Origin of the sequence: Shinella sp. WSJ-2 (assembly GCF_003432075.1) — a bacterium.
GTDB lineage: Bacteria > Pseudomonadota > Alphaproteobacteria > Rhizobiales > Rhizobiaceae > Shinella.
Map to the genome: position 1 here is coordinate 52,360 of NZ_QWBU01000016.1, position 12,421 is coordinate 64,780.

The window sequence follows — 12,421 nt, forward strand, 5'->3', positions numbered from 1 at the left end:
TACGCGCCCTGTCAGCGGGGCAAAGTCGCAACGCGCCATCCCCAAATCAACTCGAATTACAATTGCCATCATGTTATGACATTAGTCAATGGACCATGTCGCATGGTTGATCAACTCTGCAATTCGTGTCAGTCAATCGCGGAGACCTCACTGGAAACGCTTCATGAAACGGGACGACCTCGCGCCGACTGCGCAACCAACTCCGGCGGAATTCGACGATGCCGTCGTGTGGGCGACGTGGCTCTACTACGAGGATCAACTCACCCAGAACGAGATTGCAAAACTTCTGGGCGTTTCGCGTGCGACCATCGTCAATTACCTCCAGGAAGCGCGAAAACGCGGGATCGTGCGCATTCTGATGAATGCGGAAGTGGCCACCCGCACGGACATTTCCCGCAGGCTCGCGGAACGATACGGCCTCGAACAGGTCATGGTGCTTCCAGGTACGGAGGATAAAAGCCCGACGGCGATGCTCAAGGCGCTCGGCGCCGGCGGCGCCCGCCTGATCGAACGCCTGACGAAGCCCGGCGATACGATCTGCGTTTCCTGGGGACAAACGGTTCTCGCCGTCGCAGAAGCCCTCGATCTGCCGCGCCCGCTTGAAGGGCTGAGCGTGGTGCAGGTCACCGGCGCGTCGACCGGCAACAAAGCATTCTCGGCTGAATTCTGCACCGCCATCATGGCGCGCAATCTGGGAGCCGTCAGCGTCAATATGGTGGCTCCCGCGGTGTTGAGCTCGGCAGGATTGCGGGATGCGCTGATGGCCGAACCGGTGCTGCGCCGCCAGTTCGAACGCATAGGCCAAGCCGATCTGATCGTGTTCGGCGTCGGCGCGCTGGGGCCCGACAGCACGATGCGCATCGCCGATGTCACCGACAATACCGAGATCGATGAATATGCCGCAGAAGGCGCGGTCGCGGTGCTCATCTGCCGGTTCCTCGACAATATGGGCCAGCAGATCACCCGCGATTTCGACAGTCGGGTCATCGGCATCGAGCTTGACGAGTTGCGCAGACTGCCGCGCCGCCTGTGCGTGGCCGGCGGCGCCAACAAGACGGATGCGATCCGCGCCGTCCTGAAGGGCGGCTATGCCACCCATCTCGTCACCGACATGGCGTCCGCCGAGCAATTGCTTCGGGACTAGGGCGGCGGCAGGCGCCGCCCTATGAGCCGCTGTCATGCAGCCTTGCGCGGGGCGCTGTTCATGAAGGCCAGCGTTTCATCGAACGAGCGGATGCCCGCATCCGAGCCCAGACCGGTGGCGACGAGCGCAGCACTCGCCTGTGCAAAATTCAGCGCTGTCGTAAGATCCATCTTGTGGTGAAGCGCCGTGATGTAACCGGCATCGAAGGCGTCGCCGCAGCCGGTCGTGTCGACCACCTCGATTTCGAAAGCCCGCTCGCGCACGACGGCGCCCGCCGCATCCATGAAGCAGACGCCATCTCCCCCGAGCGTGAAGACGCAATGCTTCACGCCGCGATCGAGGAAGAACCGCCCGGCACTTTCAACATCGGCCGCACCGGAAATCTGCTTGGCCTCCTCGATGGACGGCATGAAATAATCGATATGCGGGAACAGCGGCTCGATGAGGCCGAGCGTGCCATCATTGGCGCCAAGCAGGTCGAAGGTTGTGATGCGACCACGCTGCTTGGCCGCGGCCAGTAGCCTGCGGCTCGGTTCGCCGTCGAGTTTTGCCAGAAGCCCCGTACCGCCGAGATGCACGATGGGCGCGGCCAGCACCGCATCGAGGCGGTCGGCAGGAACGTCGAAATGGTCCGATGCGCCGCGGGCGTGCAGCGCGGGACGATCGCCGTTGCGGCGAATGTTCAGGATGGTGGCTGACGTCGGCACGCCCTTGAGGCGCTGCATTTCCGTGGTATCGACCCCGAAGCGCTGCAAGGTGGCCAGAACGAAATCGGCTTTTTCATCCTCGCCGACGGCGCCGACCGCCAGGCAGTTCAGTCCGAGCTTCGCCAGATCGACGACCGTTCCACCCGCCGTACCGGCAACCGTCAGACGGATCTCGTCGATGAATTCGACATTGCCGCCTTCCGGTATCGCATCGACCGGCCGACCAAGCACGTCCAGAATGTAAAGCCCGACGACGGAAACATCATGAGCCACGAAAACCTCCCATTTTCAAATATATTCACCCGCGATTGCGCAGCGTGAAGATCGTGCCGGCGATCAGGATGAACAGGCCGACGATAAAGAGCTGCAACGTGCTGGGAATGCCGACAAAGATCAGGACGTTGCTGACGAGGGTGATGAGCAGAACGCCAAGGAGCGTCCCGATCACCGAGCCGGATCCGCCCGTGATGCGCGCCCCGCCCAGAACCACGGCTGCAATGATTTCGAGCTCCATACCGGCGAGATCGAAGGGGTTCGCCAACCGGTTGCTCGCGACATGAACGACACCGGCGACGCCCGCCAGCAGGCCCGCATAGGCGAAAACGAAGACGCGCACAGTGAAGAGCTTGATGCCGAGCCGCTCGGCGATCTGCGGATTGCCGCCGACCGCGAAGATGGCGCGCCCCATCAGTGTCCGCTCGAGGATGAACCACGTCACGAGGGCGGCGACGGCAAGCACCAGCACCGTCGCCGGCAAGGCCGAGGCGACCCCATTCGACGAAACATGGGTGTAGAGCGACGCCTTGCCCAAATTGTCCATCGCCGCCGGAATGTTCATGAACAGCGCAGTGCCGACGAAGGTCAGCAGGAAGCTGCGATAAACGTATTGCGTGCCGATCGTGACGATGAGCGATGGCGCGCTGAGCTTGTGCACCAGAAGGCCGTTCAGTGCGCCGAGCCCGGCACCACCGGCTGCGGCGATGACGAGAATGGCCACCAGCGGCATATCAGGCGCGACATTGATGACGAGCATCGTCAGCGCATACATGACGAATGCGGCAATGGCGGTGAACGAGACGTCGATACCGCCCGCGGCGAGAACCACGAGCACGCCCATGGCAAACAATCCGCGCACCACGGAGGCGCGCAGGATATCCACCAAATTGCTCATCTGCAGGAAATCGGGATTGGCGATGATGACGACAACGCATGTCGCCACCACGAGCATGAGTGTGAACAGTTCCGGGCGCGCACCCAGAATGTCCCACAATCGCCGACCGAGGCTCCGTTGCTGATCACTTGCACCGGAAACGGAAATCGCGTCGCTCATCAGATGGTTTCCTTCGTATGTCCGGCCATGGCGCGATAGATGCTGTCTTCATTGAGGTACACGGCACTGTCGTCGGAAATGATCCGGCCCTGGCGCATGATGAGAATGCGGTCGCAGTTCTGCAGCAGTTCGGGCAGGTCGTCGCTGATGATGATGACCGACATGCCGCCATCGGCGAGCCGCTGGATAATGCGGAAGATCGTGTCCTTCGATCCGACATCTACGCCCACCGTCGGGCCATGCAGGATCAGAAGCCGCGGATCGATGGTCAGCCAACGACCGATGAGAACGCGCTGCTGGTTGCCGCCCGAAAGGGATTGCACCGGCGCCGAGACTTCAGGCGCGACGATCTGGAGATCACGTACACTTTCCTCGGCGGTGCGGCGTGCCCTGCCGGCACTGATAATGCCGAAAGCATTCTTCAGGCGATCCAGGATCGGCAGCGTGATGTTGTCCTGGATCGGCTTCTCCAGGAACAGACCTTCAGTCAGTCGGTCCTCCGGCACGTAACCGATGCCGTGGCCGATCGCCTCGGCAGCCGATTGCGGCGCAATCGTCTTGCCGTCCAGCCGGATCGTGCCATGAGAAGCGGGTGAAATACCGGCCAGTGCAAGAGCAAGCTCGTTCCGGCCGGAATCGAGCAGGCCGGTAATGCCGAGAATTTCGCCACGACGGAGTTCGAAGGTCGCATCCGCGAAGGCGACGCCCTTGGAAAGGCCTTCGACCTTGAGCAGCACGTCACCCAGTTTCGGGTCGGTGCGGTAACGCGTTTCGCTGATCTCGCGGCCCGTCATCCAATGGCTGAACTTGGCCTTGCTGTGCGTGGCGACGTCCAGCTCGGTCACCTTCATACCATCGCGCATGATGACGGCTCGCCCGCCGATCTGTTTGCATTCATCGAGCTTGTGCGTGACAAAAAGCACGGCGACGCCGCGCTCCTGAAGGCGGGCGACGACCTTGATCAGGTTCTCGACCTCCTGCCGGGTGAGCGAGGTGGTCGGTTCGTCCATGATGACCAACCGCGCATCGGATGCGATCGCACGCGCGATGGCGACGAGCTGCCGGGTGGCGAGCGGCAAAGTGTCCGTGCGCCGCGTCAGGAAACTGCGGTCTGTCGGCAAGTGCACGTCTGCCAGCGCCCGGCGCGCCGTCGCATGCAGCGTAGCGAGATCGAGGCGCCGGGCAAGGCGCCCGGACGACGCCACAAGCTGCTCCGTAAAGGCAACGTTTTCGGCAACCGAAAGATTGGGAAGCAGGGAGAGATCCTGATAGACCGTCTCGATACCGGCGCCCAAGGCGCCGATCGCGCCGAGATCGCCGGCAACGGCACCAGTCGGCTTGCCGTCTATCAGGATTTCCCCCTCGTCGGCCTTCTGCGCGCCCGAGAGGATTTTGATCAGCGTGCTCTTTCCGCAGCCGTTCTCGCCCATCAGATGATAGATTTTGCCGGCCTCGATGGTCAGGCTGACGTCCTTGAGGGCGCGCACGCCGCCAAAGGATTTCTTGACGTTCCTGATCTCGAGGAAGGGCGGTTTTTCGGCCGATGCTGATGGCGGGACGGCATTCATCGAGAAATCCTGAACGGCTTAAGACTGAAAGGCGCGACAATGCGGACGCGGCGACTGAAGCCGCCGCGTCCGCACACGATCTTAGAACGGGTAGTTCTTGTAGTTGGACTTATCGACATCAACCCAGGCCTGGCCCTGGATGATGATGCCCTTGCCCGGACCCTTGGTGACAGTCATCTTGTTGTAGCCGGTCACGCCGAGATCCATGCCGTCCTTGATCTCTTCGCCCTTCAGGACGAGATCGGCGACCTTGTTCATGACATAGCCGGCATCCTTCGGATCCCAGAAGAAGATCTGGTCGACAGCACCGGTTTCGAGATACGGACCGGTGTCTTTCGGCAGGCCGAGACCGTAGACGCAGGTCTTGTCCTGAAGACCGGCTTCCTCGACCGCACGGCCGATGCCGATGACGTCGATAGCGGAAGAACCCTGGAAGCCCTTGATGTCAGGGTATTTGCGCAGGATTTCCTTGGCCTTTTCATAGGCGCGGTTAGCGTCGTTGAAGGATTCGTTCTTCTCGGCAACCAGTTCCATTTCCGGATACTGCTTGGCATTTTCCGCACCGGCATCGACCCACTGATTATGCGTGAGACTGCCGAGCGAGCCGACGAAGCTCGACCACTTGCCGGACTTGCCCATGCACTCGGCCAGCTTTTCGTTGATGCGCGCACCGAAGGCCTTGTTGTCGAAGGCTTCGATGTCGACATCGGTGTTCACGAGGCTGTCGCCTTCGTGGGTGATGACCTTGATGCCGCGCTGGGAAGCACGACGCAGAACACCTTCGAGGGCCGAGGGGTCCATCGGAACGACGGCGATTGCCGAGACGTTCTTGGCGACCAGGTCTTCAATGATGCGGGTCTGCTGGGCAGCGTCCGCCTTTGCCGGGCCGATCTGGCTGGCGTCGACGCCCGGATTGTCCTTGCCATAGGCGTCGACGCCCTCGTTCATGCGAATGAACCAGTTTTCACCGGTTACCTTCACCACGGTAACGATCGTCGGCTTGTCTTCGGCATGCGCCGCGCCGATTGCCATGAGGCCTGCCAGCACGGTGCCGGCTGCGAGTTTCGAGATCATGCTCATACGTCTCCTCCGTTTAAGTGAGCAAATTCACGTCTCCCCTCCCCGTCTCGCCAAATGGCAGATGCGGTTGCGGGATTTGGTATCGCGAGCGCCCGAGGGCGATCGCCGCCGGAAACCGGCTAGCGACTGGGTTTGAGCCAGATGCCGAGATTTACGCGCGCCGATGCCAGAAGCATGAGCAGCAGCAGGCCCCAGGCCAGATCCCGGAAGAAGTTCGAGATGTTCATGAAGTTGAACAGGCTGGAGAGGATCTGGAGGGCGGTCGACGCCAAAAGCACGCAGATGACCTTACCGTGACCGCCCTCGGGCTTAACTCCGCCAAGAACAGCGATCAGGATGGCGATCAGGACGTAGGAGCTGCCATAGTCCCACTTCACCGATGAATTGCGCGCGGCAATGATGATACCGGCAACCGACGCCAGAACACCGCAGATCGTGTAAGTCACCAACAGCATGCGCCGCTCGTTGATGCCGCCATAACGGGCCGCTTTTGCGTTGCTGCCGAGCAGCATCAGTTGCACGCCGAAGCGGGTGTAAATGAGGCTGAATCCAAGCGCTGCCGCGATGACCAGGAAGAGGGCGAAGCAGAGCGGAATGCCGAAGACGGGCAGATTCCCGAAGTCGTCAAGCGGTTCGATATAGCCCATACCGACGGCTGAGCCATTGGTCAGATAGATCGCAAGCCCCGTGAAGAGAAGCTGCGTGCCGAGCGTGGCGATCAGCGGTGTCAGGCCTGCATAGGCGATGATCATCCCGTTGAGAAAACCACCGGCGAGGCCGATCACCAGCGCCAGAGCGGCGAATGTCCAGGAAAAGAGCAACGGATCGTCGGCCACCGGGACAAGCGTTCTGGCAATGCCGAACGCCACGATACCGGCGAGGTTGGCGAGCGCGATGCCGGAGAGGTCGATGCCGCCGTTTCCGGACACCATGGCCAGCATCACGCCAAGGGCAAGCAAACCGAGCTCCGGAACCTGGGCCGCCATAGACTGCAGGTTATAGCTGTCAAGGAAACCGCGCCCGGCCAGGAACGCACCGGCGACCAGGACGATGCCATTGATGGCTGCCAGAAAAAGCGTCTGCCGATCCAGTCGCAAACTCATTATCGATCCTCCTCCATGAGCTTCCAGCCCGAGTTGCCATGCCTCCATAGTCTTCCGCGTGCCGTCAGATCATCATGCTCTGACATTTGTCAGATAGTAGTGGCGCTTGTCAATAGCTCGATGAAACCGCTGCCGAAGTTCCGCCAAAGCCACAAGGATGCTGAAAACTCAGCCTTTCCGAGCGAAGCGATCCCTCAAGCTGCCGGGCCACATGCTCACCGCTCTACATATGACAATCGAATTTCGTCATCTGTCGTTCTCCTGTGTTGACATTTGTCTAACAACTTATGTTATTTGTAAACCCGAAATCAGAAAGTTTCGTCGGGCCACCGAGGAGGAGCGGGTTGCCATGGCAGTGCAGGACAATTCCCACCGGACCCCTTCGTCGCGTCTTGTCGGCGACGCAGTGCCACACCGCCGGACGGATGTCCGGCATGGCGCATACGAGCGGAAAACATGAAGAGAGGGTTCGCACCCGGTCGCGCGAGCGTTCAAGGTTGGCAGATGTTCGGGTTTTATAAACTCGCGAAGTTCAAGGAGTTTCCATGCAGCGTTTCATCAACGATCCTAACCTCGTGGTCGAGGATACGGTCAAAGGCTTCGTAAAAGCGCATTCGGACATCGTGCGCCTTGCGGAGAACCCGCGCGTCGTCGTCGCAAAGAATGCCCCATTTGCCGGCAAGGTCGGCGTTGTGACGGGTGGCGGCTCCGGCCATGAGCCGGCCTTCATCGGTTATACCGGCAAAAACATGCTGGATGCGGTCGCCGTCGGCGAACTCTTCTCGTCGCCCACTGCGAAAAGCTTCCATGATGCCATCCGCGAAGCCAATGGCGGCAAGGGCGTCGTCGTGCTCTACGGCAACTATGCCGGCGACAATATGAACGTGAAGATGGCAACGAAACTCGCCACCAAGGACGGGATCGAGGTCGCAACCGTCGTTGCCAACGACGACGTCTGCTCCGCGCCTCCGGCGGAGCGTGAAAAGCGCCGCGGCGTGGCCGGTGAGATCTTCATGTGGAAGATTGGCGGTGCCAAGGCCGCGACCGGCGCCAGCCTCGAAGAGGTCCGCGTCACCGCGCAGAAGGCCATCGACAATTGCCGCTCGATCGGCGTCGGCCTCGGGCCTTGCACGCTACCGGCGGTCGGCCATCCGAATTTCCAGATCGAGCCAGGCACGATGGAAGTCGGCATCGGCCACCATGGAGAGCCGGGCGTGCGCGTCGAAAAGCTCAAGACAGCCGAAGAGGTCGCCAAGGACATGGTCAAGATCGTGCTCGACGATCACAACCTGCCGGAGGGCACCGAGGTCGCCGTGCTCGTCTCGGGCCTGGGCGCGACGCCGCTCAACGAGCTCTACATCCTCAACGATACGATCGAGAGCGAGATTTCGGCGCGTGGCCTGACGATCGTGAAGACGTGGATCGGCAACTACTTCACGTCGCTGGAAATGGTCGGCGCGACGCTGACCGTCATGGCGCTCGATGACGAACTCAAGACGCTGCTCGACGTCGAGACGCGTTGCACGATCATCCTGTAACGGAGGAAGACAAGATGCAGACTTTCGACAATGCTTCCGCCGGCGCCATCGTTGTGTCGATGGCTGAACGGATCGTCGAAAACCGCGCCTATCTCAGCGAGATCGACGGCAAGATCGGCGACGGCGACCACGGCGTGAACATGGCCAAGGGCTTCGGAATGGCGGCCGAGCGCCTGAAGGGCAAGGACGCCTCGCTCGCCCAGTCTCTCGACACGCTGGGCACCGTTCTGATGACGGAGATCGGCGGCTCGATGGGCCCCCTCTATGGCGTCATGTTCACGGAATTCGCCGAAACCATCGAAGGCGCCGAAAAGGTCGACGCCGCAGCCTACAGCAGGATGCTGCATGCCGGCCTTGCCGGCATCCAGTCGATCGGATCGGCCAAGGTTGGCGACAAGACGCTGCTCGACACCCTGGTACCCGCGGTCGAAGCCTTCGACGCGGCGACGGCGGACGGCAAGTCGTTCGGCGAGGCGCTTGAGGCGCTCGTCGCGGCAGCCGAGGCTGGCCGCGACTCGACGATCAATCTTGTGGCCAAGATCGGCCGTGCCAGCCGCCTGGGTGAACGATCGCTTGGCGTATTGGATGCCGGCGCCACCTCCTGCGCCATCATTCTCAAGGAACTGTCCGACGGCGCACGCGTCCGGCTTGCCTGAGACAGGCGCAAAGTTCCTCCCAGGATGCGCGGCCTGTCAATCGTGACGGGTCGCGCACCGCTTTTTTGCCAAGGCATGTTGCAAACCGGCGGCGTTGCTTTCATGGTCGCCGCCTGATGGGGGACCGGCGAAACCGATGGCATTGAAGACTTCCGCACCGCGCAAGGGCGGCCCCGGCCGGGGCAATGGACCGGACGGCATCGAGACGATTCCGCTGCGCTATGGCGATGACCCCTATGTCTGGGCCTGCTGGCTCTATTACGAAGACGGCATGACGCAAGGCGAGATTGCCGAGGCGATGGGAGTGTCGCGGGCCACCGTCAACAGTTACCTGGCCGACGCCCGCGAGAAGGGTATCGTCAATATCTCCATCGAGCCCGCCCGTCTCGCCTCACTCACCATCGCCCAGGAACTGAAACGCCATTTCGGCCTGGCCGACTGCCTCGTCGTGCCCAACGACGACGATACCCGCCCGCTGATCGGTAGGCTCGGGGCCGCAGGCGCGCAGGCGCTCTCCAAGATGATCAAATCCGGCGACACGATCGCCGTCGCCTGGGGGCGCACGATCCTCTCCGTCGGCGAACATCTGGAGATGGGTGCCTTGCAGGACGTGACCGTCGTACAGGCGACGGGCGGCACCACCGCAAGCTTCGCCTATACGCCGGAACTGACGACCGCTGCCGTCGCACGAGCGATCTCCGCGCGTTGCGTCAACATCACCGCCCCCGCCGTCGTAGCGTCGTCGCAAATACACGACCTGCTGCTGGCCGAACCCGTGATCCGCGAGCAGTTCGACACGCTGGCGCGCGCCAATCGCATCGTCTTCGGCATATCGTCGCTGCGCCCCAATTCGACGATCCACACCAGCGGCTTCTTCGAATCCGTACCACTGCAACATTATCTCGCCAAGGGCGCCGCCGGCGTTCTCGCCGGTCGGTTCATCGACGAACGCGGCCGTCCCGTCGCGGGCCCGCTCGACGATCGTACCATCGGTATCTCGCTCGAGATGCTGCGCGGCATCGGTACCCGTGTCGCCGTGGCCGGCGGCTTCGACAAGGTGCCGGCGCTGCTTGCGGCGTTGCGCGGCGGTTATGCCAATGTGCTGGTCACGGACGCGGCGACCGGCGCCGGCATCCTGCGCGCCGATGGTGTCACCAGCCTCGACGGCAAGCTCCTGCAGCGCCAGAAGAGCACGCCGGTTGCCAATAGCTATCGCACTCACGTCAAGAAGTTCCTTAACAATCCCAATGACGTGGTCGAGGAGATGCTCGACGGCCTGATTGCCTCGCACAAGCCTTATCTGCAAACGGTCGGCAATTCTCGTCGGGCACTCGTTGCGCGCAACGGCCCGCGGCCCGGCAAGGTCGGCCTCGTCATCGGCGGCGGCACGGGGCATGAACCCTGTTTCGTCGGCTATGTCGGCAAGGGCCTTGCCGACGCTGTGGCGCTCGGCAACATCTTCTCGTCGCCCCCACCCGACCCCATCGTCAAATGCGCAATGGCGGCCTCGGGCGGCGCGGGCGTGCTGTTCGTCTACGGCAACTATGCCGGCGACGTGATGAATTTCGAGATGGCCGCCGAGCTTGCCGAAGAACGGGGCATTCCGATCCGCACAGTACTGACGACCGACGACATCGCCTCGTCGCCCGTCGAGGACAAGGAGGGACGCCGCGGCGTGGCCGGCAACTTCTTCGTTTTCAAGATCGCCGGGGCAGCGTGCGATCTCGGCATGACGCTCGACGAATGCGAGGCAATCACCCGCAAGGCGAACGACCGCACATATACGGTGGGCGTCGCGCTTGAATCCTGCTCGATGCCGCAGACACGGCGGCACAATTTCGAGATCGGCCCTGACGACATGGAGCTCGGCATGGGCATCCATGGCGAGCCCGGCGTGTCGCGCGAGCGGCTGCGCACCGCCGACGAGATCGTCGATGCGATTATGGACAACATCTTCAAGGAGATGAAGGTGGAGGCGGGCGACAAGGTGGCGGTTCTCGTCAACTCCTTCGGCGCCACGCCGCTGATGGAACTCTACATCCTCTATCGCCGGGTGGAACAGCGGCTCGCCGCCAAGAATATCGAGATCGAGGCCAACTGGGTCGGGCACTATTGCACCTCGCTCGACATGGTGGGCGCCTCGATCTCGATCCTGCATCTCGACCGCCAGCTGACCCATCTGCTGCACCATCCGTGCCAGACGGCGATCCTGACCATTAATGCGCCGGAGACGGACAAAGCGGCACAGGGCTGAGGCCGCTTGCGTCCAAGGGAGGAAGACATGTCGGAAACTGCCGCACGTATGCTGGCCCGGATCTTCGAACGGATGGCCGACGTCATCGAAGCGGAAAAGGATCACCTTTCTGAATTGGACGGCGCCATCGGCGATGGTGACCATGGCATCACCATGTCGATCGGCTTCAAGGCGGTGACTGCGGCATTGGCCGCGCTTGATCTTGATGCCGCGAGCCCTTCGGATGTGATGTCGACCGCGGCTAGCGGCTTTCTCGATGCCGTCGGCGCTTCCACCGGCCCACTTTACGCGACGGGCTTCCGCCGCGCCGCTCAAGCACTTGTCGGCTGCCACCAACTGGACCTCCCAGCCTTCCGCGACATGCTGGTCGCTATCTCCGAAGGCATCCGCGATCGCGGCAAGGCGCAGCGTGGCGACAAGACGATGCTCGACGTCTGGCTGCCTGCCGCAGAGGCCGCGACAGCGGCGGTCGCCAACAATCGTTCGGCGCCGGACTTTTGGAAGGACGTTAACGCCGCCGCCGAAAACGGCGCTGCTGCGACCGCCACGATGATCGCCACGAAGGGCCGCGCCGCCCGCTTGCGCGAGCGCTCGCTCGGCCATGCAGACCCCGGCGCGGTATCCGCAACATTGCTGATCAAAACGATGGCCGGCGTTGAACTTTTTGAGTAGTTTTCACCACCATACTTGTCGTGAACTGGCTCTTGAGGCCGTACGAACCGACTTGCAATTTTCCGAACCTTAATGTGTTCGATGCTGCTTGCCCCCCCGGTCTGCAGGAGTTTCAAGGAGCATCGACGAAGAGACTTGCGGATCGCATTGCTCCCGCTGTTAGTATTGTGGAGCGATGTTGTTTTTTCCGGGTATAGAACGTCGAAAGCCCCCGTGCATTTCTGCGACGGGGGCTTTTTGTTTGGTTGCGGGGGCAGGATTTGAACCTGCGGCCTTCAGGTTATGAGCCTGACGAGCTACCGGGCTGCTCCACCCCGCGTTACCCGGTTTTTGCCGAAGGCAAGATACCGTGACGGCGCTGCCGTCGTG

10 protein-coding genes and 1 tRNA gene are annotated in these 12,421 nt (G+C 61.9%); 5 read left to right on the forward strand and 6 right to left on the reverse strand.

Going from position 1 to position 12,421, the window contains the following annotated elements:
* Positions 1–163: 163 nt before the first annotated feature.
* Entirely contained in the window at positions 164–1,144 is a 981-nt protein-coding gene (locus tag D0Y60_RS22355; protein ID WP_117372159.1) for a sugar-binding transcriptional regulator, read from the forward strand.
* Between the two features lie 32 nt (positions 1,145–1,176).
* On the opposite strand, the gene D0Y60_RS22360 is transcribed toward D0Y60_RS22355, so the two are convergent.
* From D0Y60_RS22360 to D0Y60_RS22380, 5 genes are all read right to left on the reverse strand, one after another.
* Positions 1,177–2,124 carry a sugar kinase gene (locus D0Y60_RS22360; protein ID WP_117372160.1) on the reverse strand — a complete coding sequence of 316 codons (948 nt, stop codon included), beginning with the start codon at positions 2,122–2,124 and terminating at the stop codon, positions 1,177–1,179.
* A 25-nt stretch (positions 2,125–2,149) separates the two neighbouring features.
* The gene (locus D0Y60_RS22365) at positions 2,150–3,181 is read right to left on the reverse strand and encodes an ABC transporter permease (protein ID WP_117372161.1); all 1,032 of its coding nucleotides are present in this window, start codon (positions 3,179–3,181) and stop codon (positions 2,150–2,152) included.
* Positions 3,181–4,749, reverse strand: a complete 1,569-nt coding sequence (locus D0Y60_RS22370) for a sugar ABC transporter ATP-binding protein (protein WP_117372162.1) — start codon at positions 4,747–4,749, stop codon at positions 3,181–3,183. The genes D0Y60_RS22365 and D0Y60_RS22370 overlap by 1 nt, the downstream gene beginning before the upstream one ends.
* A gap of 81 nt (positions 4,750–4,830) precedes the next feature.
* Positions 4,831–5,829, reverse strand: a complete 999-nt coding sequence (locus D0Y60_RS22375) for an autoinducer 2 ABC transporter substrate-binding protein (RefSeq protein WP_117372163.1) — start codon at positions 5,827–5,829, stop codon at positions 4,831–4,833.
* Between the two features lie 119 nt (positions 5,830–5,948).
* Positions 5,949–6,935, reverse strand: a complete 987-nt coding sequence (locus D0Y60_RS22380; protein WP_117372170.1) for an ABC transporter permease — start codon at positions 6,933–6,935, stop codon at positions 5,949–5,951.
* 542 nt (positions 6,936–7,477) lie between these two features.
* Between D0Y60_RS22380 and D0Y60_RS22385 the strand changes: the two genes are divergently transcribed.
* The 4 genes from D0Y60_RS22385 to dhaL (D0Y60_RS22400) all read left to right on the forward strand — a co-directional run bounded on the left by D0Y60_RS22385 (position 7,478) and on the right by dhaL (D0Y60_RS22400) (position 12,052).
* A complete protein-coding gene (locus D0Y60_RS22385; protein WP_117372164.1) occupies positions 7,478–8,470 on the forward strand; it encodes a dihydroxyacetone kinase subunit DhaK in 993 nt (330 codons plus the stop codon).
* A 14-nt stretch (positions 8,471–8,484) separates the two neighbouring features.
* Positions 8,485–9,126: a dihydroxyacetone kinase subunit DhaL gene (gene dhaL, locus D0Y60_RS22390; RefSeq protein ID WP_117372165.1), complete on the forward strand. Its 642-nt coding sequence runs from the start codon at positions 8,485–8,487 to the stop codon at positions 9,124–9,126.
* 136 nt (positions 9,127–9,262) lie between these two features.
* Positions 9,263–11,380, forward strand: a complete 2,118-nt coding sequence (locus tag D0Y60_RS22395) for a bifunctional sugar-binding transcriptional regulator/dihydroxyacetone kinase subunit DhaK (RefSeq protein WP_117372166.1) — start codon at positions 9,263–9,265, stop codon at positions 11,378–11,380.
* Positions 11,381–11,407: 27 nt separating this feature from the next.
* Positions 11,408–12,052, forward strand: coding sequence for a dihydroxyacetone kinase subunit DhaL (gene dhaL, locus D0Y60_RS22400; RefSeq protein ID WP_117372167.1), 645 nt, complete (start codon positions 11,408–11,410; stop codon positions 12,050–12,052).
* 242 nt (positions 12,053–12,294) lie between these two features.
* Here the strand turns inward: dhaL (D0Y60_RS22400) and D0Y60_RS22405 are convergent.
* Positions 12,295–12,371: transfer RNA gene (locus D0Y60_RS22405), tRNA-Met, on the reverse strand.
* Positions 12,372–12,421 lie beyond the last annotated feature (50 nt).